Origin of the sequence: Streptomyces sp. NPDC057638 (assembly GCF_042800315.1) — a bacterium.
In the GTDB taxonomy this organism is placed as follows: domain Bacteria; phylum Actinomycetota; class Actinomycetes; order Streptomycetales; family Streptomycetaceae; genus Streptomyces.
The window spans coordinates 1-24921 of sequence record NZ_JBHVHF010000005.1 but is presented as its reverse complement, the minus strand read 5'-3'; the positions used below and the strand labels follow the sequence as shown (position 1 = coordinate 24921).

The 24921-nt window shown below is 70.9% G+C and carries 15 protein-coding genes, 3 pseudogenes and 1 CRISPR repeat array (1 of these 19 only partly in view); of the genes and pseudogenes, 11 read left to right on the top strand and 7 right to left on the bottom strand.

Going from position 1 to position 24921, the window contains the following annotated elements:
• Positions 1-120: direct repeats of the CRISPR family, unit length 24 nt; unit sequence GTCCGCTCCGCGCGAGCGGAGGTG; it reaches 284 nt to the left of the window's first position.
• Positions 121-236: 116 nt separating this feature from the next.
• Entirely contained in the window at positions 237-833 is a 597-nt protein-coding gene (locus ACFVIM_RS01410) for a hypothetical protein (RefSeq protein WP_384297172.1), read from the bottom strand.
• Positions 834-1211: 378 nt separating this feature from the next.
• Between ACFVIM_RS01410 and ACFVIM_RS01405 the strand changes: the two genes are divergently transcribed.
• Positions 1212-1814 (top strand): HD domain-containing protein, encoded by a 603-nt coding sequence (locus tag ACFVIM_RS01405; RefSeq protein WP_384297171.1) that lies wholly within the window; start codon positions 1212-1214, stop codon positions 1812-1814.
• 722 nt (positions 1815-2536) lie between these two features.
• On the opposite strand, the gene ACFVIM_RS01400 is transcribed toward ACFVIM_RS01405, so the two are convergent.
• Positions 2537-3199 carry a GntR family transcriptional regulator gene (locus ACFVIM_RS01400; protein ID WP_384297169.1) on the bottom strand — a complete coding sequence of 221 codons (663 nt, stop codon included), beginning with the start codon at positions 3197-3199 and terminating at the stop codon, positions 2537-2539.
• 131 nt (positions 3200-3330) lie between these two features.
• Between ACFVIM_RS01400 and lhgO the strand changes: the two genes are divergently transcribed.
• The 5 genes and pseudogenes from lhgO (at position 3331) to ACFVIM_RS01375 (ending at position 7997) form a co-directional block, all read left to right on the top strand.
• Positions 3331-4578: an L-2-hydroxyglutarate oxidase gene (gene lhgO, locus ACFVIM_RS01395; protein ID WP_384297168.1), complete on the top strand. Its 1248-nt coding sequence runs from the start codon at positions 3331-3333 to the stop codon at positions 4576-4578.
• 95 nt (positions 4579-4673) lie between these two features.
• Positions 4674-6074 carry an MFS transporter gene (locus ACFVIM_RS01390; protein ID WP_384297166.1) on the top strand — a complete coding sequence of 467 codons (1401 nt, stop codon included), beginning with the start codon at positions 4674-4676 and terminating at the stop codon, positions 6072-6074.
• Between the two features lie 527 nt (positions 6075-6601).
• A pseudogene (locus ACFVIM_RS01385) lies at positions 6602-7126 on the top strand (RICIN domain-containing protein); the annotation flags it as partial.
• Positions 7114-7506 carry a metalloregulator ArsR/SmtB family transcription factor gene (locus tag ACFVIM_RS01380; RefSeq protein WP_384297165.1) on the top strand — a complete coding sequence of 131 codons (393 nt, stop codon included), beginning with the start codon at positions 7114-7116 and terminating at the stop codon, positions 7504-7506. The pseudogene ACFVIM_RS01385 and the gene ACFVIM_RS01380, both read left to right, overlap by 13 nt.
• The gene (locus tag ACFVIM_RS01375; protein ID WP_384297163.1) at positions 7503-7997 is read left to right on the top strand and encodes an SRPBCC family protein; all 495 of its coding nucleotides are present in this window, start codon (positions 7503-7505) and stop codon (positions 7995-7997) included. Before ACFVIM_RS01380 ends, ACFVIM_RS01375 begins: the two co-directional genes overlap by 4 nt.
• 144 nt (positions 7998-8141) lie before the next feature.
• On the opposite strand, the gene ACFVIM_RS01370 is transcribed toward ACFVIM_RS01375, so the two are convergent.
• Complete coding sequence (locus tag ACFVIM_RS01370) at positions 8142-9449, bottom strand: cytochrome P450 (RefSeq protein ID WP_384297162.1); 1308 nt, start codon at positions 9447-9449, stop codon at positions 8142-8144.
• Positions 9450-9909: 460 nt separating this feature from the next.
• Here ACFVIM_RS01370 and ACFVIM_RS01365 point away from each other — a divergent pair.
• Positions 9910-10638, top strand: a pseudogene (locus tag ACFVIM_RS01365) (hypothetical protein); the annotation flags it as partial.
• A 243-nt stretch (positions 10639-10881) separates the two neighbouring features.
• Here ACFVIM_RS01365 and ACFVIM_RS01360 read toward each other — a convergent pair.
• The 3 genes from ACFVIM_RS01360 to ACFVIM_RS01350 all read right to left on the bottom strand — a co-directional run bounded on the left by ACFVIM_RS01360 (position 10882) and on the right by ACFVIM_RS01350 (position 14749).
• Positions 10882-12243: an ATP-binding protein gene (locus ACFVIM_RS01360; protein ID WP_384297161.1), complete on the bottom strand. Its 1362-nt coding sequence runs from the start codon at positions 12241-12243 to the stop codon at positions 10882-10884.
• Between the two features lie 164 nt (positions 12244-12407).
• Positions 12408-13106 carry a response regulator transcription factor gene (locus ACFVIM_RS01355; protein WP_384297159.1) on the bottom strand — a complete coding sequence of 233 codons (699 nt, stop codon included), beginning with the start codon at positions 13104-13106 and terminating at the stop codon, positions 12408-12410.
• 80 nt (positions 13107-13186) lie between these two features.
• Positions 13187-14749: an alpha/beta fold hydrolase gene (locus tag ACFVIM_RS01350; RefSeq protein WP_384297157.1), complete on the bottom strand. Its 1563-nt coding sequence runs from the start codon at positions 14747-14749 to the stop codon at positions 13187-13189.
• A 101-nt stretch (positions 14750-14850) separates the two neighbouring features.
• Between ACFVIM_RS01350 and ACFVIM_RS01345 the strand changes: the two genes are divergently transcribed.
• From ACFVIM_RS01345 to ACFVIM_RS01330, 4 genes are all read left to right on the top strand, one after another.
• Positions 14851-15003 carry a hypothetical protein gene (locus ACFVIM_RS01345; protein WP_384297155.1) on the top strand — a complete coding sequence of 51 codons (153 nt, stop codon included), beginning with the start codon at positions 14851-14853 and terminating at the stop codon, positions 15001-15003.
• A 1316-nt stretch (positions 15004-16319) separates the two neighbouring features.
• On the top strand, positions 16320-22406 hold the full coding sequence (locus ACFVIM_RS01340) for an RHS repeat-associated core domain-containing protein (RefSeq protein WP_384297153.1): 6087 nt from the start codon (positions 16320-16322) through the stop codon (positions 22404-22406).
• Positions 22407-22815: 409 nt separating this feature from the next.
• Positions 22816-24234 carry a DEAD/DEAH box helicase gene (locus ACFVIM_RS01335; protein ID WP_384297152.1) on the top strand — a complete coding sequence of 473 codons (1419 nt, stop codon included), beginning with the start codon at positions 22816-22818 and terminating at the stop codon, positions 24232-24234.
• Positions 24235-24323: 89 nt separating this feature from the next.
• Complete coding sequence (locus tag ACFVIM_RS01330; RefSeq protein WP_384297150.1) at positions 24324-24662, top strand: thioredoxin family protein; 339 nt, start codon at positions 24324-24326, stop codon at positions 24660-24662.
• Here ACFVIM_RS01330 and ACFVIM_RS01325 read toward each other — a convergent pair.
• Positions 24634-24921 (bottom strand): annotated as a pseudogene (locus tag ACFVIM_RS01325) (hypothetical protein); the annotation flags it as partial. The gene ACFVIM_RS01330 and the pseudogene ACFVIM_RS01325 overlap by 29 nt on opposite strands.

Here is a 24921-nt window from a genome sequence, read left to right as displayed (position 1 = left end):
CCGGCGGTCACGGCGGTCTGCGTGCGCGGTCCGTAGTCCGCTCCGCGCGAGCGGAGGTGCCCCGTAGTGCTGTGCGAGCCCCTCTTCCATCTTTGCGTCCGCTCCGCGCGCGGAGCTCACTTCCCCGGATCCCTCGGCCTTCTCTGTGACTCCGGTTCATCTCCGCGCGCGCTGATCGGGCTGCTCGACGAGGTGTTCGCCGGGCTGGAGGCGGTGTTGGAAGACGCCCAAGAAGATCACGCCTCACCGAGGCGGGTACGTGCCTCCTTGACGGCGCGTTCCCACTTCCAGGCCGGCTCGGCGTGACGGGCAGCGAGTTCCGCACCCATACCGCGGCGGTACCCGCCGGCACTGCGGAGATGGGCCAGGGTCTGATTGATGTGGACTTCGGTAGCGGGAGAGTTACCGGTGCTGCGTCTAGTGCCGGGAGGGCGACCGGAGGTGCCAGTGTTGTCCCTGTTCCTGGCCTGGTCGAAGTGTTGGAGGTCGGTGCGGCGGAAGGCAGAGATGAGGCGCCCGTTGGGCCCTTCGAGGCTGTCAGTGGGCTCGGGGAAATACCCCGGCTGGGCCTTGAGGTACTTGCGGATAACGCCCGGTCCGGCAAAGCCCAGCCAGGTGGCGGCGTCATTAATGGAGACCACATCCTGTGCATCGCCCTCGTCAGGTGCGTCATCTGTGGGCAGTACTCGGGCACGCTTCCGTTGTTGCCAGGCGGTATGAAACGTCTCGAAAGCCTCGCGGTCATAGAAAACGATGCGGTCGATTGTGGTGACCTTCTCCGGGTGCCGCGTCTTCGCGGGCTGTTTGTGCCGCTGGGTGTACCAGAGGTTCACTGTTGCTCAGCTCGCCCCCGTTCGTTGCGCCATCCAGTCACGGTGCACCACGGCACGCCCTGGTGGAGTCGCTCCTGCGGGTTGGGTTGTTCGCCCATGCTCTTGGCCTCCGTATCTTGGTGCGTACTAGAGTGGAGACACCCCTTCCCGTGGCGGGTTGGAGTTCGATGACCGGCTGGACGTTCGACTGGGGTTGCCGCCCTGGGTCGACACCCGCAGGGGTGATCCCCCGGCCATCACTTGTCGCACCTGAAGATAACTACAAGCGTAACTGTGCTCTGGTCGGCCGGGCCTTGGAGCGTTGATCGCCTACGGCAGGATGTCGGAGATCCTCAAACTTTCGGGATTCGCTGAGGATCACATTGCTATTCTTCAGAAATGACTTTTCCGACTGTTGAAGAGATCCGTGCGCTTCACGAACGCTATGCGCCTTCACCTGTGGCGTTCGAAGTCGTCTACAGTCACTGTGAAATCGTCTGGCGCATCGCAGAAGATCTCCTCGACGGTCTGAACGACACCGCCATGGACAGAGAACTGGTTCGGGCAGGAAGCCTCCTCCATGACATCGGCGTCTACCGTCTTTATGACTCCGCCGGGGACCTCGACCACAAGAACTACGTCCGCCACGGGCTCCTCGGGCACGAGATCCTCACGGCCGAAGGCATCCCCGAGACCCTTTGCCGCTTCTGCTCCTGCCACACCGGCGTCGGCCTGACAAAGAGCGACGTGATCTGTCAGCAGCTGCCCCTCCCTCCGGCCGACTACCTGGCCATCACCAACGAGGAGAAGCTAGTGATGTATGCCGACAAATTTCACAGTAAGACCACTCCGCCGAGGTTTCTCACCGCCGATGCCTACGCTGCCTATGTCAGCCGCTTCGGACACGACAAGGTCGATGCCTTCACTCTGTTCCGCAAGACCTTCGGCGAGCCCCAGGTGCGCACCCTTGCGGCTTCGTACGGTCAGGATCTTGCCGGGTGAGACCGCACAGTCGTCGGCTGCCCGGGCAGCGGTAGCGGCGGGCTCGCGGTGTGCCTCCGTTAACCGGAGGGGCCCGGACGGTGGCCCGGGCCCCTGTCTCATCAGGTGAGAGTGATCACGCTCCCTACCGGTCGGCCCTCATCCGGCACCCAGTAGGTACGGAGATGCGTGGTCCGTGGGCCATCGCAGGTAGTGACGATTCCCGTAGCCGACTACGTACCCGCCGTCGGCGATGCAGAGCTTGGCCGTCTGGCCGCTGTCGAGAAATGCCCCCCACTCAATGTCTGCTTCACCCATGATGCTGGCCGCAGTCTCGTGGGGGGGGTGACCCCCATGAAGGACGCCGATCCCGGTCGGCCGTCGAAAAGCCGCAGATGGGTCAGGCCGTCGGACGTCCCGAAGGCGGTCATACGGGCAAGGGGACGGTCGATGAAGCCCCGGCTGTCCCCGAGAGACAAGTCACCGTTGACCGGGTGGGCGGTGAAGTCGGCCGTATCGAGTGAAGGGCCAACCGATACCGCCGCGAGGGGGACTCGAAGCGACCTCCCTCTCTCCCCGTGGCCGAGGGTGGGCGGCTGCTGAACGTTCCGCTTCCCGCGCCCGGGCCCGGCGATGAACCACCGCTCACGCCCGGAGCCGGTCCCCCGCGGGCGCGGACGGCACCGGGCCACGACGCACGGAGAACCCGCACAGGCCGCGATCCCCGAAGGGAACGCTTGAGGTCAGTCCCTCCGCTGCGCGGCCATGACGTGATCACGGCCGCCTTCGACGTGCGCGGTGATCGCGCGGCGCAACGCCGCGGCGTCGCGGTCGCGCAAGGCGTCGACCATCCGCTGGTGTTCGTCGTCGATACGTTCCAGGTCGTGGCCCGAGCGCACCCAGCGTCGGCTGTACGGCTCGACCAAGTGGAGCAGTTGGTCGATGAAGCGCAGGGTGAGCCTGCGCTCGGACAGGGCGTACACGCGTCGGTGGAACTCGTAGTTGAGGGCGGCGCGGACCGCCGCGTCGGCGCCCTGGCGGCGCATCTCGTCGGCGAGTTCCTGGAGTGCGTCGATGTCCCGCTCGCGGCAGCCGCGCACGATCTCCTCGGACAGGTGCGGCTCCAGCTGAAGACGCAGTTCGAAGAGTTCGGCGATCTCGGTGTGGCTGAGCTCGGCGACGATCATGCCGCGCTGCGGCACCACCTCGATCAGGCCCTCGGCGGCGAGTGTGTGCAGGGCCTCGCGCAGGGGGATGCGGCTGACCTCCAGCTCGGTCGCGAGCTTCTCCTGCACCAGGCGGGTGCCCGGGAGCAGTCCGCCGTCACGGATGGCCGTGCGCAGGCGTTCGGCGATGACGCCGGCGCTGTTGCTTGTGCTGCTGGGGGTCCGGGCTGCTCGGGTCACGTCGTCACTCTATCCCTTGTGCTTCCACGCAGCGACTGTATACATTCGCCACTCGTTCACGCCGAATGTATACAGCCACTGCGGCCCACACGTTCGCGCCATGCCGCCACGCCACCAGAAAGGGCTGCCGGATGTCACGTGCCATCGACGTCGCCGTCATCGGAGGAGGGCTGCTCGGGCTCGCCACGGCCCGGGCGCTGCTGCGCGCCAGGCCCGGCCTCTCCGTCACGGTCCTGGAGAAGGAGGGGCACTGGGGTGCCCACCAGTCCGGGCACAACAGCAACGTGATCCACAGCGGCCTGTACTACGCGCCCGGGTCTCTCAAGGCCCGGCTCGCCCGGGCCGGCGGCGAGGAGATGATCCGGTACTGCCAGCAGCACGAGGTGCCCGTCAAGCGCACCGGCAAGCTCGTGGTGGCCACGTCCACGGCCCAACTGCGCGGTCTTGACGCGCTCGCGGAGCGCGGGCGGGCCAACGGCGTGACCGTGCGGCGACTGAGCAGGGGCGAGTTCGCCGAGCGGGAGCCGCACGTCTTCGGGGTGGCCGCGCTGTCCGTCGCGGACACCGCGATGACCGACTTCGGCCAGGTGTGCCGCGCGCTCGCCGCCGAGCTGACCGGACTCGGCGCCGAACTGCGCACGCACTCGCCGGCCCTGTCCTTCGACACCGCGGGCGACCGGACCGTGATCCACACGCCCCGCGAGGAGCTGCGGGCCCGGATCCTCGTCAACTGCGCCGGGCTCCACAGCGACAAGATCGCGGCGGCCGCCGGTGACCGCCCGACGGTGCGGATCATGCCCTTCCGGGGGGAGTACGCGGAGATCAGGCCGGGGCTCCGGGGGCTGATCAACAACCCGGTGTACCCCGTGCCCGACCCCGAGCTGCCCTTCCTCGGCGTGCACATCACCCCCATGCTCGACGGCACGGTCCATGTGGGCCCCAACGCCGTGCCGGCGCTGGCCCGGGAGGGCTACCGCTGGCGCGATGTCGAACCCCGTCTGCTGGGCGAACTGCTGCGGGACCCGGCCCTGCGCGGTCTCGCACGGCGCTTCTGGCGACACGGGGTCACCGAGATCACCCGCTCCCTGGTCTGGCCCCTGTTCGTCCGCGAAGTCCGCCGCCTGGTCCCGGCGATCGAGAGCCGGGACATGCGACGGCACGGCAGCGGCGTACGCGCACAGGCGGTCACGGCGGACGGGCGACTCGTCGACGACTTCATCATCGACCGCACCCCGCGTGCCGTCCACGTACTCAACGCGCCGTCCCCCGCGGCCACGTCGAGCCTCCACATCGGGAGCAGGATCGCGGCCGATGTGTTCGAACAGCTCGGTCACGAGGAGGCGGCCCGGGCCGCACGCGAAGAGTCCGCCGCGACCTGACCGTCCCTTCCTGACCGACGCAGACTCCGCCCCCCACTTCCCTTTCCCTGCTCCACCCCGCTCTTTGCTCTTTCCAAGGTGATCGAGGACAGCACATGGCGAAGCACTCGCAGACAGACGCGCCGGACTCCGGACCTCCCCCCGCCACCGCCCGCCGCCGCGTCGCCACCGCCACCATCGTGGGTTCCGCGCTGGAGTGGTACGACTTCTATCTCTACGCCTCCATGGCCGCGTTGGTCTTCGGAAAGATCTTCTTTCCGCAGACCGACGACGCCGCCGGCACCATGGCCGCCTTCGCGACCTTCGCGGCGGGCTTCCTGGCCCGGCCGCTGGGCGGCATCCTGTTCGGTCACCTCGCCGACCGCATAGGCCGACGCAACGTACTGATCATCACCTTCGTGCTGATGGGCGTCTCCACCGGGCTGATCGGGCTGTTGCCCACGTACGACAGCATCGGCGTCGTCGCGCCCGTCGCCCTGGTGGTCCTGCGTATCCTCCAGGGACTCGGTTCCGGAGCCGAGTACGCCAGCGCCGCGGTGGTCGCCTACGAGCACGCCGACGAGAACCGGCGCGGTCGGCAGGGCGCCTGGCCGGCCCTGGGGCTCAATCTCGGACTGCTGCTGTCATCACTGACCGTCACGGTGCTCACCACCCTGGACGAGGAGGTGCTGCTGGACTGGGGCTGGCGCGTCCCGTTCGTCGCGAGCTTCGCCCTCGCGGGCGTGGGGCTGTGGGTGCGACGCCGGGTGCCGGAGTCGCCCGACTTCCAGCGCGACAGGAAGAAGGAGCAGGGCGCCGCCCCGCAGATGCCGTTCGTCACCCTGCTGCGCCAGCAGCGGCGCGGCCTCGCCGTGGTACTGGCCGTCTCGCTCGGCTACAACGCCCTCAGCTACATCTTCAAGACCTTCTCGCTGGCCTATCTCGCGGACTTCCAGGACGTCTCGGCGGGCGTCGGTGCGTTCGGCATCACCCTGGCCAGTGCCGCCGCCATCGTCTCCGTGCCGTTCTTCGGCTGGGCCAGCGACCGCTTCGGCAGCCGCAAGGTGCTCGCCGTCGGCGGCGTCGCGTCGGCGCTGTTCGCCTTCCCGTTCTTTATCCTGCTCGACACGCGGAACTCCGTGGTGATCTGGGTCTGTCTGATCATCGCGACGGGCGTGCTGGCACCCATGATGTTCGCCCCGCAAGGGGCCTTCCTCTCCCGCCAGTTCCCGGCGGACGTTCGGGTCAGCGGGGTCGGCACCGGACGGGAGATCGGCGCGGCGCTCTCGGGCGGTCTGGCCCCCTTGGCGGCCCTGGCCATCGTCGGCGCCAGCGCGACCAACGCCACGTGGGGCGTCTCCCTGATCCTCGTCGGCGCGGCCGTCGTGGTCGTGGTCGGTGCCGTCTTCGACGGGGGCGCCCGCCCGGCCCCGCCCGCCGCACCGCACGCCGACGGTGAGCCGGCTCCCCCACAGGCTCCGGAGCGGGCCGGGACTCCCGCGGGCCAGGCACACTGACCACGCGTACCCGCGGGTACGAGATCGGCCCGGGCCGCACGGTCCGGGCCGATCCTGTGCGCGGGGGCGGGGACCTCGTTCCCGCCTCCTCGCCGGGCCCGGCGAGAACACCGGCGCCACCCTGGACGCGATCACCAGCTACCTCGGCCCTCGGGAAGGGCTCGGGCTCCTCGTCCCCACGTCGGCACCCCGGGCCGACGGCCTACGGAGTGCCGGTGCAGGCGAGGTGGGTTCCCGCAGCGGCGGCAGCGGAAGAGGTGGGCCATCGGCCGCCGTACCCCGGGGTGCCGCGCCTGGCAGGACCCCCGGTGGCTCTTCCACTGCGTGACGGGGCGGCCTACCTGGGTCCGGCCCGGCGCCGCCGAGCTCGCCGGTCACCCGGACGCGCTCCAGGCGTTGCGGAGCGAGATCGAGAGCTGGGGCTGGCCGACCGGGGAGCCCCAGGCACTGGCCGGCGGTGACATGGGCGTCGCCCCTCTCGGCCGCCCGGCCGTCCGCGGTACACCACGGGCACAGCGGTCCACGGCGCTTCGGCCGACGATGGCGCCAACGTCGGCCAGGGGAGCTACCAGAGCGGCACCAACCGGCACTGGCACCTGGAGGACACCGGCAACGGCACCAAAGTGAACCATGTGAACAGCGGCCAAGCCCTCGACGTGGACCGGCAACAGACCCAGGGCGGCGCGAACGTCCTCCAGTGGCCCTACGTCCCATCCCCCGCACGGGGGGATGGAGCTCGTGTTGGTCGCGTCCCTTCTCTCGAACGATTTCCGCGAAGGTGGGGAGACGCTGAGCTCGTTCTCTGTCGATCAAGATCGGCCAGGTCTGCCGATATCTCTGCGCTGGCGCACAGGATCACCTTCGAGGTCAGCTGCGCGTCACAGAACGAGACGTCTCAACCGCCGGTCCGAAGGGAATCCGGACCGGCCACCATCGGACCGGTAGACAAAGGACAAGCTGAGCTTGTCTTCCCACCTCCGCGCCGTGTTCAGCCTGTGACCGACCTCATGACGCGTAACCTATGGGTTACGCTTTTGGTGTGGACGACCTGAGCGAGGTGGCCGACGCCATCGCCGATCCGGTGCGCCGGGAGATCTTGATGATGTTGCGCCGCACCCCGCTGACGGCAGGCGACATTGCCGCCCGGTTCGCCATCAGCCGACCCGCGGTCAGCCGTCACCTGCGCGTGCTGCGGGAGAGCGGCCTGGTCCGGGACGAGCAGATCGGACGCCATCGGCGTTACTCACTCATCCGTCCCCGGCTGGGTGAGCTCGCCGCCTGGCTCGCCCAGTTCGACACCCCGCGTGTCGACTGGTCGCAGCGGCTGGCCGCGTTGGAGATGGAGGTTCACCGCACTCGACGAGACCGCAATCGGGCTGAGCCCGCTGCCGATCAGCACACCGCGCGCCAATCCAAGGAGGACACGGCATGACCCTTGAGCCCACCGGACAGCTCATCCCCACGCCGACGGGGCACGACCTGATCCTTACCCGCAGCTACCGCGCCTCCGCCGACGATGTCTGGGCGAGTGTCACCGAGCCGGAACGCACCGCCCGCTGGTTCGGCCCGTGGCGCGGCCGGGCGGCGGTCGGCCTCACCGTCGAGGTGCAGATGGTGTTCGAGGAGTCGGCGCCCTGGTGCGCACTGCGGATCGAAGCGTGCGAACCGCCGCGCCGACTCGCCGTCTCGATGGAGGACGAGGCCGGATCCTGGTCGATGGAACTGCTGCTGGCCGAGAACGACGGCACCACCGAACTCCGGCTGGTCCATCACCTCGCCTCCACCGAGCAGCTCGGCCAGACCGGCCCGGGCTGGGAGTACTACCTGGACATGCTCACCGCCGCACGGACGCGCGGGCCACGGCCCGACTTCGAGGACTACTACCCCGCGCAGAAGGCATACTTCGAGTCCTTGACAAACTAGGGCTCTCACCTGGGTGTTCGCCGGACAGCAGGGCGGTCTTCATCTGATTCATGTGCTCCGACCCAGGTGCACCGATCCTCTGGCATCAGGGCCGGTGCGGGCCCGGGGGCCGCCGTACTGACGGTGTTGCGGGTTGACGTGACGTCAGGTGGATCGAGGCGGACGGTGGACCAGCCGACAGGACATCCCGGTGGGCAGCAGGACCGGCCCGTGGCTGGCTCCGACCTGGTGGAGATCGGGCACCTCCAGGTCGTACTCGGCGGCCAGGTGTGCTGCGGCGAGCAGCAGGATGCTGAGTCCGAGCTGGGTGCCGAGGCAGCCACGGGGGCCCATGCTGAAGGGAAGGTAGGCGTGGGGGGCGTGGGGGCGGTGGCTGGTGCTCCAGCGACCGGGATCGAACCGGTTCGGGTGCTTCCACCAGCGTGGGTCGTGGTGCAGCAGATAGGGGCTGAACATCACGGCAGTGCCGGCCGGAAGACGTGCCTGGCCCAGCCGGATGTCGGTGATGGTGTCGCGGCCCAGCAGCCAGGCGGGAGGGTGAACCCTCAGGACTTCCTGGACGAAGCTCCGGGTGTACGGCAGGACCTGCTCAGGTGTGGCGCAGAGGATATCGGGGTCGCTGGCAGCGGCCTCGCCGCGGATACGTTCACGGGCTTGGGGGTGGGCAGCCAGGTGATACAGCAGCCAGCACCATGAACCTCCCATGGTGCCTATGGCGCCCAGTGCGCTCATTCCCACAGCGGCATGAGCGATGTCGGCGGGTACGGGATCGGGGTCGTCGCGCAATATCTGCAGCAAGGTAGTGGGCTGGTCGCCGTCCGGGCGGGGAGAGTCGTCCTGCAGCATCAGCGTGATCTGGTCCCTGAGGCGTTGATCGGCGGCTTCCACCCGGTGCCGCAGTCGGCTCGGCCACCAGCTGGGTACCCGGCCGACCGAGGTGGTGGGGGAGATCTGCAGGAAGGCGTCGAGGTAGGCGTCTTGCAACTGCGGTGATGGACAGGGAGCGTACAACGGCAGCATCGCCCGTACGCTGATCCTCCACGCCTCCTCGGCCGGGTCGAACCAGTGCCCCGCCAGCGCGCGCAGATCCTCTGCCATCATCTGCTTGACCAGTGCGAGGCGTCGTGGGAGCGCGGTCGGCTGCAGTACCGACAGGGCCCTTTGACGTGCCAGCATCCACCGCTGGGTCTCGCGCTCTGTGGGAAAGCGCCTTCCCCGTAACGGATTTGCGTTGGGAACCGAGTCGCGGTTGGTACGCACGAGCACCTGGTGGATCAGCTCGGGGTCGTTGACCACGACCACGTCGGTATCAAATCGGAACACGTCCCCGTACCGCTGGCTACACCCCGTCAGGTACCCGGCGGGATCGGCCTCGTACGCCTTGAGATGGCGTGCGAAGAGCCCACCTCGGGGGCCTGGGATGTCTGCGGCTGACGCTCGGTCGACCACCATGTCTGCCCTCGTGTCTTCGCCCCGGGATCCACCGTCCCTGTTCGCCTGTGGCACTTCCGGCGGACCAGGTGGACGCCCACCGCCGAAGTCCTCACAACGGTCGCGGTGTCGGAAGCGCCTCGCGGGCTCCCGACACCGCGACCTCAGTCTCTACCGGACCCGGTAAGGTTCGTAGCGGCCGGGCATCTGTCCGCGGTGAGTACCCAGCATTCGCTTGATCAGCCTCTTCATGACCGTGACCTCCTCCTGGCGTGGTCTCGGGGCGACGGGTACCTCGTTTTGTGCTGTTGCCTTGTTGGGGCCACCCGGGGTGACGTGTCACCTCTTCCCTCAGTTCCTCATCCGGAGGAACGAAGAGTCAGGCGTCGCGCACAGGGTGACAGCCGCGTCGGGAACCGCGGCCGCCTCTTCCCCACGCCACCACTACCACCCCCGTCGACATCCACGATGAGGTGTACCGGTGGGCCAGTCAAGGGAGGCGCGTTGCGGCGCATATTCTCGTCAGCTGCATGCCACCTGGCAGGCGGAGATCACCGACGCGCTGGTGGAGCTGCTGGTCGCCCTGCCCCACCAGGCGACCCCTGCGGCCGCGCCGCCAGCCCGGTACGAGGCGGAGAACAGGGAGCTGTTCTTCGGCCGTGATGATGTGGTCAATGAGCTCGTCGGGCTGTTGTCGGCGCAACGGGTCGTGGTGGTTACCGGGGCGTCGGGGAGCGGGAAGTCGTCGCTGTTGCGCGCGGGGCTCCTTCCTCGTCTCCGGGAACGGGCGGGGGACGGGTTCGCCGTGGCCGGTATCAGGATTCTCACGCCCGGTCCGCAGCCTGCGGCCGCTTACGCGTCCCTCCTGGCTCCCGCGTCCTCCTCCCAGGAGGCGGACGGCGAGATGGGTGATGTGGTGGTCGCGGTGGACCAGTTCGAGGAGGTTTTCACGCTGTGCCGGGATGGCGCGGAGCGCGAGCGGTTTCTTGACCTGCTGCTGGCTGCGCGTGATCCGGACCGTCGGCTGCGGGTGGTGATCGCGGTGCGGGCGGACTTCTATGGCCGCTGCGCGGAGCATCCTCGTCTCATCACCGCGTTACGCGAAGGGCATCTGGTGGTCGGGGCGATGAGTTTGACCGAGCTGCGCCTCGCGGTGGTGGGCCCGGCCCGCGCGGCCGGGCTGATCGTGGAACGGGAGCTCACAGCACGGTGCATGGCAGGAGCGCGCGGGGGGTGCAACGCGTCGTGCGTTCCCCGGCCGGGCTTGGTCCCCTCCACGGGCGCGAGGACCGGGCAATTCCCGGCGTGGCCGTCCGGTCGTCGGCACAGACGCGGCGGCGGACGATCCAGCGGGTGGGCCGGGAGCCGGGTCGGCGCCGTGTCCGCGACATCGCCGGGCCCGTGCCACCCGAGGTGGAGGTGCGGCGCCCCGGGCGGGGACCTGCGGATGTCCTCACTCCGTCCGGCTCGCCTTCCGCAGCCGCCGTCTGACAGTCAGTGTGTTCGGGGAGGACCCGGACGGCGGGAGGACGAAGCCGACCTCGGCGCCGCCGCCGTCGGCCTCCGTCGCGAACACCGTGCCCCCGTCAGCCGTGACGCTGTCGTGCACGATGGCCAGACCGAGCCCGGACCCGGGGGTGGCCTGGGTGCGCGAGCCCCGGTAGAAGCGGTCGAAGACGGCGTCGCGGTCGGCCGGCTCGATGCCGGGACCCCTGTCGCGTACGGACAGTCGGCAGCCTTTGACGTGCAGGGCGACCGGGGTGTCCTGCGGGCTGAACTTGACCGCGTTGCTCAGGAGGTTGTCGACACAGCGCTGGAGCGCCCGGGGCCTGGCCCGTACCGGAACGGGCTCTTCGGCGGTGACGGTGACGGTGCGGCCGGTACGGGCGCGGTGGCGGAGCGCGGTCTCCTCGGCGAGGACCGTCAGATCGACGGTGACCGGGGCCTCGTCGGTGTACCGGTCGGTGGCCAGTTCGACGAGTTCGCACACCAGGTCGTCGAGGGCGGCCGCCTCGGTGACCAGGGTGGTCAGGATCTGTTCCTCGTCCTCGGCGGCGAGTCTGCCGCGGCCGCGTTGCAGGAGTTCGGCGCTGCCGCGTACCGAGGTGAGCGGGGTGCGCAGTTCGTGGCTGGCGTCCTGGACGAGCCGGTGCTGCTGCTCCCGGGAGCGGCGCAGTGCCGTGAGCATCGAGGCGAAGCTCCGGGTGAGCTGGCCCACCTCGTCGGAACCGGCCGGAGGCAGATCGGTGGAGAGATCCTGGGTGGCCGTGATGCGCGCGGTGGTACGGGCGAGGTTGCGGACCGGCCGCAGAATACGGCCCAGAGCGAACCAGCTCAGCAGGGCGGACAGGGCGAGCGCGGCGGCGGTCGTGCCCGTGATGCGCCACAGGAACGCGTCGTCGACGCGGGCGGCGCCCTCGTGGCTCTGCGCCACCATGACCGCGCCCCCGTGGGGCAGCGGCCGGGTGAGGATGACGTAATCGGTTCCGTCGATGACGACGTCCGCCATGTGTCCGCCCTGCCCGGTCCGGGCGACCTTCAGGGCGGATGCCGAGACCGGGATGCGCGGGCCGGAAGGGGTGAGGCGGCGCACCGTGCCTCGGTCGGACAGGATCTGATCCGCCATGCCCTGCCGGGGTGGCGGTGTCAGGCCGGCGGCGACCAAGGTATGGACGCTGTGCATGCGGTCCTCCAGGCCGCGTTCGAGTTCGTTGTCGACAAGCTCGCTGACACCTCGGTACGACATGACGGCGGCGAGGGCCATGGCGAGCGCGGCGGCGGCGACGACGACTGCGGTGATCTTGCTACGGAGCATGACGCGTCCCGGACGGTTCGCGCCGACTGCCGGACGGTCCGCACGGGTCGCCGTACGGTCGCGCCGGGTGGCGTCCGGCAGCGCGTGCGTCGGCGGCGTGGCGCGGTCGGGACGCACCTGGGCCGCTCGCTCAGCGCCGGGCCGCGCACCGGACGTGCGCGCCATCAGCAGGACCGCGCGGTGTAGCCGACGCCACGTACCGTGTGGATCAGCCGGGGCTCGCCGCCCTGTTCGGTCTTCTGGCGGAGGTAGCCGATGTAGACGTCCAGGGAGCGGGAGGTGGTGTCGAAGTCGTAGCCCCAGATGCTCTCGTATATCTGGGAGCGGGTGAGCACCACGCCCGGATGGCAGAGAAGGAGCTCCAGTACGTCGAACTCGGTTTTGGTGAGGTCGAGTTGGCGTGCGCCGCGGAACGCCAGTCGCGCCTCGGGGTCCAGGGTGAGGTCCGCGACCGCCGGTGCTCCGCCCGTCCCGGCCGGCTCGGTGCGGCGCAGTAGCGCTCGTATCCGCGCGAAGAGCTCCTCGGTGGCGAACGGCTTGGCCAGGTAGTCGTCGGCCCCCGCGTCCAGCCCGGCCACCCGGTCGCCCACTTCGTGGCGTGCCGTCAGAACGAGTACGGGCAGCCGGTCGCCGCGCCTGCGCAGCATCCTGCACAGGCCCAGACCGTCCAGGTTCGGCATGACCACATCCAGCACCGCCACGTCCGGCCGCTCCCGTTCGAGGAGTCCCAGGGCCTCCAGTCCGTCGGCGGCCAGCAGCACCTCGTAGCCCTCGAAGCGCAGCAGCTGGTCCAGGGTGCTGCGCACTCCGGGATCGTCCTCGGCGACGAGCACCGTGCGGGGGTGCTCCATTGCGGCTCTCATGTGATCATCTTCGCCGGTGGCGGGCCCGGGCCTGGCGCCGGCCCGCTCGTACGGCCGGCTGCCCGCCCGGGGTTCCACGGTCACATGTCCACAGGATCGACCGTGATCGGAGCCAGGCCGCGCAGACAGGATGTGTCGCCGGGGCCGCCGGTGCGCAGAAAGCGGGTGGAGACGCCGGTGACACAGCCGGTCGGCTCCCACTCCGGGACGTGACCGGTGTTGATCACCGAGAGGAAGCCGCTGCCGCGGAACTGCCGTGCGGCCCGCGCCCCGTTCGCGTCGGGGGTGTTGGCGTCGAGGTCGCCGGAGAGCACGAGGACCGGTACGTCGGGCAGCTTCGGGTGTGTGGGCTGCGGGTCGGGCGCGGTGTTCTCGCGCGGCCAGTCGACGCAGACGTCCCCGCCGTCCGTGGGTCCCTCGTTGAAACCCTCGGCACTGAACGCGCCGTACTCGCCGCGGTCCGCTCCCGCCAGTGCGGCCCGGTACTGGTGCCACCGCGCGGGCAGCGTCGCCTTGGCCGACCAGGGCTTGCGGTAGTCGTTGCACACGACACCGATGTACGGGGCCTGGTCCTCCGGACCGCCGGACGCGCCATCCTCCTGGACCAGCGTGCGCAGCGCCGACACGTCGCCGTGGGCGAACCGGTTCAGCGCCCGGGGCAGCCGTCCCAGCAGCGAAGGCTCGCCCGGGGCCGCCCCGACCTCGCGGCTGGCCGCCTCGTACAGCAGGTTGGCGAGCTTCCCCTCGGTGAACCGTACGGTGTACGTGCCGTGTCCGGTGGTGACCGGGACGGTCATCGGGCGGTCCCGCAGCCGCGCGGCGGCGGTCGCGAGGTCCCGTACCGCCTGCTCCCCGTCGCAAGCGACCGGGACGCTGCGCTCGCACACCCGGCGCAGAGTCGTGGAGACAGCCTGGGCCTGGGGGCGGCCCAGCGGGTCGAAGGCGAGGGGGTAGGCACCCGACGCCACGATCGAGCGGACCCGCTCCGGATGCCGGGAGGCGTAAACAGGCATCAGATACGTGCCGTACGACAGCCCGTACAGGGAGAGTTGGGGCACGCCGAGGCGGGCGCGTACGGCGTCGATGTCGTCGGCGGTGGCCGCGCTGGTGTACGCGGCGGCCTTGGGCCCGAGGTTCGCGGCACACCGTTTCACGGCGGCGCGCTGCTGGGCGCGGGTGCCGAAGCGGTACTCGGCGTCGGTCACCCCGCAGGGGATCCGCTCGGAGCGGCCGGTGCCGCGCGGGTCGACGAGGAGGAGATCGTGGTCCTTGAGCAGGTCGCCGAGTACGTGTCCGAGGGTCGGGGCCCGTCCGATGGCGGCCTCACCGGGACCTCCGGTGTTGACGGCCACGGTGCCCTTGGCGGCGCCGGGCGCACTGTGCCGTACGACCGCGTAGCTCACCTTGACCTTCCCCAGCGCAGACGTGCCCGCGACCAGCGGACGGTCCAGCGTGTCGCAGTCGACCCGGTGCCCGGGGACGGTGGGGCACCACGCCGGGGCGGTCGCGGCCCGAGGCGCGGAGGGAGCCGCCGAAGCCGCCGGTCCGCCCACGGGCGGGGTGGCCGCAACGGTTGCCAGCAGCGCCGTGACGGCGACGGCCGGCCCCACCCGCCGGGCCCCTCTGTCGTTCCTGTGCGTCATGTCCACTCCCTGTGTGCGCTCCGGCGAGGCCGTTCCCCGCCGCCCTTCGCTCGGCTGCGGGAACGACATTGCCGGACGTGTTTCACAGCGACGGCAGAGCGATGACAGAGCCACGTAAGAACGCGGAGGGACGGTGGGAGCACCGGTTCCGCTCCCGGCTCCCGCAGTCGTCCGTATGGCCGCATGACCGCTTCGGGCGACGAGGCCGACAGACCGTCACGATCCGTGCCGAGGTCCTCAGCCCCCTCACCTGAACAGGTGTGCACCTGCGCGACCCTCGGGGGCCCTGGTCGGCGAGGACGGTGAGGGAGCGGGCCTGTTCATGGGGCGGCACGGCCCCGTGTGCCTGGATGAGCGCACCCTGTCTCCCCCGGAGCGGAACTCCTCCGCGCACGCCAATCGGGCGACGTGAGCCTCTCGCCATGACCTTGGACGAAGGACGCCTGCTGGCTCTGGAGATCGACGCGAACTACGGCCTCGTTCCGGGACCGGACTCCTTTCCCACAGTCCCGCGAGATCCTTCCCTGCTCGCGGTGTGGGCATGGTCCCCCCCACGGACGCCTTCTGGCACTCGCGCTCCCCGGCCCCATAGGCGGACGGGAGCAGGAGTACAGCCCCGGCCGGCTACCCGACGCCCTGCGCTGTCCGGTCGCGCCCGTCGGCGACCGGTCGGTGTCCGTCGAGGGCGGCCCGTGTTTCGTCTTCCCGGACCATCTCGTCGCCCCAGACCCGGCCCCACTGCCCATCATCGACTCCGGCCCCGATGGCCGACGCGCCGCCGGGCATCGTCGTGACCGGCCCGCCACCTGGGAGCCCGGCGAGTGGAACGACCTGATCAGCGGGCGCATGGGCGAGTGGGCCATGGCGATCGGAGCCAATGTGTCGTCCGGCCAGCCTCCCTGGATTTCTCCAGATCCTCATTTCCCCGCGTGCAGGATCCCGTCAACTGATCCCGTTTGATTGATATGCGCCTCACCCTGAATTCCGCGCGGGGCAAGCACCTGTGACGTTGAGACTTCTGCCAGGTCAGGGTGTCCATCGGTGGCTGCCCAGCGTATGGCGGACGGGAGAGCACGGCGTGATCGCGAGATTCTCGTACGTGCTCCTCCCATCATTACGATCTACCGAAACCGTCCCCGCGCGGAACGGCGGTTACCGGTCTATGGAGATGCGCGGCAGGCTGTTACATTCTTGCAGCCACTCATGACCCGGGGAGATTGCGCGAGTTTCCGTTGTCGACGCCATCCATGACAGCACCGAGAAATCTGTCCAGGATCCGCTCGACCAGATCGCCCCGGCCAACTCACCGGACAGCGCGGACGCACCACCCCCGTCACTCGCATGACGGCTCCGGAACCCCAGCCCGGCCCGCACTCCCCACCCCTCGACCAGCCCAGCCCCCACCCACCGGACGACACGAGGGGGTTGTCGAGGAGGCGGACACCGTGCGGGAGCCGAGGGAATCGGATCCCTCCCCTCCTGGCGTCGCGGCAGCCTGGCCGTCATCTCTCGAAAGGGCTGAGTGTTGTTGACCATCCTTTCCCACGCCGGCAGACGGCGTTGGACCGCCGTGGTCGTATCGGCCGCCCTGGGTGCCTCCCTGCTCTCCGCGATCGAGGGGACCGGTGCCGCCGCGTCCGCTCCGGCGCCGATGGCGGGGTCCGGCGCCCTGCCTCAGGGCCCCGCGCAGGACGTTCCGTCGGCGCTGCTCGCCGCGAGGCTGGGCAAGGAGCGGGTCGAGGTCCTCGATATGCGCTCCGAGACCTCGACGACCTGGGCCGATCCCCGAGGGACCTTGACCACGGAGGTGGGCCTGGGGCCGGTTCGGGTGAAGAAGGGCACGGGCTGGGTGCCGGTGGATCCCACCCTGGTGCGGGGCGCCGATGGCGGGGTCCGGCCCCGGGCGTCGACCGCGGACATCGCCTTCTCGGGCGGCGGAACGCCCCCATCGCCCCGCACCGCCGCCCCCATGGGACCCCTGGGTGGGGATCCGGCCGCCCCACGGCAGCGGTTGGCCTCGGTGGGGGACGAGGGCAAGGCGGTGGCGCTCGGCTGGAAGGGCGCGCTGCCCGTGCCCGTACTCAGCGGAACGAAGGCCACGTACCGGGAGGTCCGGCCCGGGATCGACCTCGTCCTGGAGTCGATGCCGACCGGGATCGAGTACTTCGTGGTCGTCAAGAACCACCGTGCGGCGGACGCCGCGAGAACGATCGAGCTGCCCGTCGACGCCCAGGGCCTCACGCCCCGCAAGGCGGCGTCCGGCGGGCTTGAGTTCACCGACGCGGCGGGCAAGGTCAGGGGCCGGATGCCGGCCGCCGTGATGTGGGACGCGGCGGTCGACCCGATCACCAAGGAACACCGGCGGCGGGCACCGGTGGACATGCGCTGGCGGCAGCGGGGCGACAGCGGCCTCACGGTGACGCTCACCCCGGACCGTAAGCTGCTGCGCGATCCGAAGGCGACGTTTCCGATCACCATCGACCCGGTGATCGAGTGGGGTCTGTCCTTCGACACGTTCGTCCAGCAGGGTACGGAGTGGAACAAGGACAACTCCGACGACCGCGACCTGAAGATCGGCAACAACGGCCTGGGGCAGATCGCCCGGACCTTCATGTTCTTCCGGCTCCCCACGGACCTGTGGGGCAAGCACATCCGCAACGCCCGGGTGTTCATGAACAACTACCACTCGGCGACCTGCGTCCCGCAGCCGTGGGAGATGTACGTCTCCGGGGTGCCCGACCGCACCTCCCGCTGGTCCAACCAGCCCGCGCTGTACGGGCTCGCCGCGGCGGGCACCATGACCAAGGACAAGGACACCGACGACGCCCACCAGTGCGACTCGGACAACGCCTGGATCAGCGCCGATGTCACCGGGACCCTCCAGGGCGTCCTGGACCAGCGCTGGACCACCCTCTCGCTGGGCATGAAGGCCGGGAACGAGGCCACCGTCGACGGGTGGAAGCGCTTCCACTCCGGCAACACCAACGCCTACCCGAAGATGAACATCGTCTGGAACTCCTACCCGGACGTCAGCGACCTGCGGGTCGCACCCGTGGGCACGGTCGGCAACGGCCAGCCCGGCAACCCCGCGTACACCTCCTCGCCGCGCCCCACCGCCTCCTTCACCGTCAACGACGCGGACGGCGGACTCGTCCAGTCGATCGTCGAGGTCCGCGACGACCAGGGCACCATCAAGCGGTTCGTCCTGGGGTACGTTCCCGCCGGCTCCCGTCAGCACTGGCAGGTGCCCGAGGGCCTGCTCAAGGAGGGCCGCGGCTACGGGATCCGGGTCAACGTCGCCGACGGCACCACCTGGGCCCGCGGCTGGACCGCATGGTTCGACGGCATCACCGACACCGCGCCCCCCAGCGCGCCGGGGGTCACCTCCACCGACTACCCGAAGGGCAAGTGGGTCAAGGGGGCGGGCCAGACCGGGGCATTCACCCTCACCCCGCCCGCCGGGGAGCAGATCGCCCTGGAGTGGTCGCTCGACGGCGCCGTCTGGACCCGGGTCGCCACCGGCGGCACCACCGCCCCGGTGACGGCTCGGGTCACCCCGCCCACCGCGGGCACCCATACCCTCCAGGTCCGCTCCGTCGACCGGGCGGAGAACACCTCCGAGGCCGCGGCCTACCGGTTCCACGCGGGCGCGGGCGGCATCACCAGCCTGACCGGCGGCCAGCGCACCGCCGCCCGGCTGCCGCTGGCCGCCGAGGGCGACGCGTCGAGGTACACGGCCGTGGCCTTCTCCTGGCGCCGCTCGGACGCCGACGCCTGGGCGCCGGTCCCCCCGGCCCATGTCACCCAGGGCGGCCAGCCCCTGGCCGCGTGGCCGGTCGCGCTCAGCGACGGCACCAGCCCCCGGCTCGCCTGGAATGCCACGACCACGGTGGACCCCGGCGGCCCGGTCCAGATCCGCGCCGACTTCACCGGCCCCGGCGCCGCCGCCTCCAGCGACGTGCTCCGCGCGGTCGTCGACCGTACGGCGGACGGCGCGACGAGCACGAGCGTCGGCCCCGGATCGCTGAACCTGCTCACCGGCGCCTACCGGCTCGGCGGCGTGGACGCCACCGCCTTCGGCGTCTCCGTCAGCCGCACGGCCACCTCACGTCTCCCGGACGCGCACGGCCAGTTGGAGGGGCAGGCCGCCATCTTCGGGCGGGAGTGGGTCTCCGGGGTCCTGGCCGAACAGACCAATCCGCTCTACACGGCCGTCCGCCGGACCAGTGACACCTCCGTCGACGTGGACACCAAGGACGGCACCACGATCGGGTTCACCGCGAACGCGGCGGGCAACGGCTGGATCCCGGAGCCGGGCGCCGAGAACCTCACCCTCACGGGCTCGCTGACCGGCGGCTTCACCCTGGCCACCGACGACGGTGACATCGTCACCTTCGCCAAGGCCGACCCGGGCGCGGCGGCCTGGACGGTGAGCACCTCTCTCGCGGGCGGTCTGGAGCACTCCACGACCAAAGTCGTCTCCGAGAGCGTCGCCGAGGGCGGCAGGACCCTGGTGCGCCCCAAGCGGATCATCGCGGCGTCCAGCGCCGTCACCGCCGCCACCTGCGAGCTGGACCCGGCCCGGCGCGGCTGCCGGGTGCTGGAGTTCGACTACGCCCCCGCCACCACGGCCACCGGCCAGGCGCTGGGCGATGTCGCCGGTCAGGTGCGCGCCCTGCGACTGTGGGCCACCGCGCCGGGCGCGACCGCCTCGACTCCGGTGGGCATCGCCCGCTATCTGTACGACGAGCGGGGCAGGCTCCGTGAGGTGTGGGACCCCCGCGTCAGTCCGGCGCTGAAGACGGCGTACGCGTACGACGGCGCGGGCCGGGTCACCCAGCTCGGCCCGGCCGGGGAACTGCCGTGGACCTTCCGCTACGGCACGGCGGGCGGTTCCGCCGCCGCGGGCGAGGGCATGCTGCTCTCCGTCTCCCGCCCGACCCTGACCCCCGGCTCGGCCACCGAGACCAATGGCACGGCGACCACCTCGGTGGTCTACGGCGTACCGCTGACCGGCTCCGGCGCCCCGTACGACCTCGGTGCGCAGGCGGTGACGGCCTGGGGCCAGCGGGAGACGGCCACCGACGCCACGGCCGTCTTCCCCGCCGACCAGATACCGGACGGCGGTGACGGTTCCCGGCTCCCCGCCGACGCCTACGGCCGGGCCACGGTGACCTATCTGGACGCCTCCGGCCGGTCCGTCAACACGGCCCAGCCCGGCGGGCATATCTCCACCACCGAGTACCACGCCTCGGGCCGGACCGCGCGCGAACTCACCGCGGCCAACCGCGCCCTGGCACTGGGCACCGGCCCCGGCGCCCACGCCACCCTCACCGCACTGGGCATCTCCGCCCTGTCCACGGCGGAACGGGCCCGGCAGCTCTCCACCCAGCACACCTACGACGCCGACGGCACCCGTGAGCTGGAGACCCTCGGGCCGCTGCGCACCGTGGCACTGACCCACCACCTGGTCGACGGCGCGACCACCATCGCCACGGCGGGCGCCCGCGTCCCCGCCCGGGCGCGTACGGTCCTGGAGTACGACGCGGGGCGGCCCACCGACGGCAGCGCCGTCCTGAGTGACGCGGTGACCCGGACGACCACGGGCGCGCAGCCACGCTCCCACCCGGCGCTCCTCGCCGACCGCCGGGTCACGGCGACCGCCTACGACTGGGCGAAAGGGCTGGCCACCAGCACCACTCAGGACCCCGGCGGGCTCGCGCTGACCAAGACCACCTCGTACGACGCCGCGGGACAGGTCACCAGAACCACCCTGCCCGCGTCCAACGGCTCCGACGCGGGCGCCACGGTCACCGCCTACTACAGCGGTGGCGGGTCCGGGCCGTGCGGCGGGCGACCCGAGTGGGCCGGCGAGATCTGCGCCACCGGTCCCGCGGGCACCATCGCCGGGGGCGGCCCCAACCCCGACCAGCTCGTCTCCAAGACCTTCGAGTACGGACTCCTCGGCCAGATCACGAAAACCGCCGAGAGCGCGAACGGCGTCACGCGCACCACGGTCCGCGAGCACGACGCGAGCGGCCGCGACACCGCCGTCTCCGTGACCGGCGGCATCGGCGCACCCGTGCCGACGGTGACCACGGCCTACTCCCCCGAGACCGGCCGGACGATCGCGACCACGACCGGATCCGACTCGATCACCCGCGTCTTCGACCGGCTCGGACGCCAGATCTCCTACCGCGACGCCGACGGCGCCACCACGACCACGCGCTACGACCAGCTGGACCGCCCCACCACGGTCACCGACAGCGCGCCGTCGACCACCAGCTACACCTACGACACCGCCATCGACCCCCGCGGCACGGCCACCTCGGTCGCCGACTCGGACGCGGGCACCTTCACCGTACGCCGCGACGCCGACGGGGGCCTGCTCGTCCAGGGCCTGCCGGGCGGCCACACCATGCGCCAGAGCCTCGACCCGACCGGCGTCCCCGTCACTCGTACGTACACGCGCGACGCCGACGGCGTCCCGCTCTCCGCCGACGCGGTCGCCCCCACCGTCCACGGCGAATGGGGCGACCGCGCCCTCACCACCGGTCGCTCGGTGTCCCAGACATACGCCTACGACCAGGTCGGCCGTCTCACCCGGGCCACCGACACCGTCGCGGACGTCTGTGTCACCCGCGCCTACGGCTACGACCGCAACAGCAACCGCGTCAGCCGGTCCACGGCCACGGCCCAGACCGGGGAGCTGTGCGAGACGGCGACCCCGACGACCTCCCACCACACCTACGACAGCGCCGACCGCCTCACCGACCCCGGCCACACCTACGACGCCTTCGGCCGTACGCTCGCCCAGCCCGGCGGTGTCAGCACCGGCTACTACGCGGACGACCGGGTACAGACCCAGGCCAAGGGGGCGCACCGGCAGACCTGGACGCTGGACCCGGGGATGCGCCCGCGCGCCTGGACCACGGAAGGGGGCCAGGGCGGATCCGGACTCCACCACTACGGCGACGACACGGACAACCCGCGCTGGACCGTGGAGAACACGGCCAGCGGCGCGGTACTGCGCAACATCATCGCCCCCAGCGGTGAACTCGGCGCCCTCACCACCGGCCCCGGCAGCACCGCGCTGACCCTGGCCGACCTGCACGGCGACATCACGGTCACCCTCCCCCTGGGCGGCACGGCCACGCCGGAGGTGCGGGAGTACGACGAGTTCGGCACGACGACGGCGGGCCCCGCCACCCGCTACGGCTGGCACGGCGCCCGGCTGCGCTCCGCCGGGACCCCGACCGGCCAGCTCCTGATGGGCGTGCGCCTCTACCAGCCCGCCACGGGCCGCTTCCTCCAGACGGACCCGGTCCTGTACGGCAGCGCCAACGCCTACGACTACGCCGACCAGAACCCGGTGACGAACCTGGACCCGACGGGCCTGTGGCGCGTGAGGTACGTGCGGAACTACACCAACCTCGGTGTGCGCTTCGACCGAAGGATCACCCAAGCCGTCGCCTGGGGTGGGAGCGCGGTCTGGCTGGCCTCGTTCCTGGCGCCCGTCTGGGGGCGGCTGATCCGTGCCACGATCAGCAGCGCGGTGGGCAACGCCTGGTACGCCCTCTATCGGGAGAGGTGCCTGTATGTGAACCTCTACTACTACCCCCGCTATCCGAAGTGGGGTAACACCCCCTGCTTCTGAACCAGGCGGGGGCCACCGCTCGGGCCGTCCCACGGCCTGAGCGGTGGCCGGGCCGGAGCCCTGGTGCCTCCCAGCCCTTCACCGATCACGGACTGACCTCCGGCGATGTCTCAGTCCACCTCGCCCCGTCCCGTACGACCATCATGGCCCTCCGCACAGGCGTCCGGCTGCCCAGCAGGGCCGCGCGGCACATGTGCGCGGCGGGCTCCCCGCACCGAGCGCGCTGGGCGGGCCCCGGCCCCGTGCAGCGGCGATCCGCGCGTGAGGGGCCTGCCGCGGCGGGCATCGGGGCGGGGCGGGCACGGCCCGCACTGGTAAAGTCGGAGGCACGCTCGTATACCGCCTGGGCCCGTGCCGGACAAGGTACGGGCCCAGGCCCGTACAGGGCACCGAAACGAGGAAGGACCCCATGAAGGCGAAGCCGCCGGCCTCCGGCCGCTCCGAAGCTGGCAGGTCCGACCGGGAGAGGGCCCCTCGGGGCGAGATCCCGCTGCCGGGGACACCGACGCCCGGCCTCCCGGCGGCCGGATCCTTCGCGGAACTGGCACTTCCGGTCGAGCTGGGGGAAGTGCTGACACGGCTCGGCGTACGGGACCCCTTCCCGATCCAGGCGGCCACCCTGCCGAGCGCACTGGCCGGCCGTGACATCCTCGGCCGCGCGCGGACCGGCTCGGGGAAGACGCTCGCCTTCGGACTGCCGCTCCTCGCGCGAACGGCGGGCCGGCGCGCCGAGGCGAAGCGCCCTCTCGCGCTGGTCCTGGTGCCGACACGGGAACTCGCGCAGCAGGTGAGCGAGGCACTGGCACCCTACGCGGAGGCGCTCGGGCTGCGGTCGGTGACCGTGGTCGGAGGGCTGGCGATCAACCGGCAGGTGGCGGCCCTCCGGGCGGGTGCCGAGGTCGTGGTGGCGACGCCGGGACGGCTGGCCGACCTCGTCGCCCGGCGGGACTGCCACCTGGACCAGGTGCGGATCGCGGTACTGGACGAGGCGGACCAGATGTGCGACATGGGTTTTCTGCCGCAGGTCTCGGAGGCTCTGGACCGGATACCCCCCGGCGGGCAGCGCATGCTGTTCTCCGCGACCCTCGACCGTAACGTCGATCACCTGGTCAGCCACTATCTGAGCGAGCCGGTGCTCGCCACGGTCGACCGGGCGGAGGGTTCGGTCGCGAAGATGGAGCACCATGTGCTCAACGTCCATCCCGCCGACAAGTACGCGACGGCTACCGAGATCGCGGCCCGCGACGGGCGGGTCCTGATGTTCCTGGACACCAAGCACGGCGTGGACCAGTTCACCCGCCATCTGCGGAGCAGCGGCATCCACGCCGGCGCTCTGCACAGCGGGAAGTCGCAGCCGCAGCGCACCCACACGCTGGCCCAGTTCAAGGACGGCGGGATCACGGTGCTGGTGGCCACCAACGTCGCCGCCCGCGGCATCCATATCGAGGACCTGGACCTCGTGGTGAACGTCGACCCGCCCGCCGACCCCAAGGACTACCTCCACCGCGGCGGGCGCACCGCGCGGGCCGGGGAGTCCGGCACCGTGGTCACGCTGGTCACCCCCGGCCAGCGCCGGGACGTGAACCGGATGATGTCGGACGCCGGAATCCGGCCCGTGATCACTCAGGTACGCTCCGGCGAGCAGAAGCTGACCAGCATCACCGGCGCGAAGCGGCCTCCGGTCCAGGACAAGGCGAAGACCGGCAACGCCGCCTTCCGGGGTCTGGGCACCCGTGCGGGCCGCCCGCCGAAGGAGTCCCGCAGGGCCGCGGAGGCACGCGCGATGGCGGAGGCCCGCAGGGCCGGCCGGGTGCGCAAGTCCTTCTGACGGGCGGTACGCGCCGCGGCGGTCGAAAGACACCAGCACACAAGGAGGCACCCACTGCCTCGCATCGAGTGGAGCGTTGGGGAGTGCGGATGGCGAACAGGGTCCATCAACCCCAGGAGGAAGCCGAGTTCGACTTCATCCTGGCGCGGGCGGACGTCCCGGTGCTCGCGTACTTCCACGGGGTGTGGCCCAAGGCCGCGGCGGCATGCAAGGAGATGGATCCCCTGGTCCGGGAGGTGGCCGACGCCTACCAGGGCCGGCTGATCGTCGTCAGGGCCGACATCGCACGGTGCCCCGGCCCCGTACGGCGGTACGGTGTCACCGGCGCGCCCTTCTTCGTCATGATCGACCGGAGCGAGGAGATCGCGGCCCACAGCGGTCCGATGGCGGGAACCGCGCTCAGGGAGTTCCTGGACACCCATCTGTGAGCAGGGCCGCGCACCGGCTGGTGCGGTTGTGCCAGCTGGCTGCCGCCAGGGCGAGGAGTCGTTGGGCGGTGTGGGCGAAGACTCCGGCCGGGGTTCTGCCTCCGTGTTGTTCCAGGCCGACCTGGCCCTTGAGGGTGTCGAAGACCGCCTCGATCCACTGATGTGAGCGGGCGAGGCGGCGGCCCTGGGCGGGGCTTGGGGCCACAGTGGCTTTCAGCGACCACGGGATCGCGCTGTGGGGCCGCTCTCGGGCCAGGCC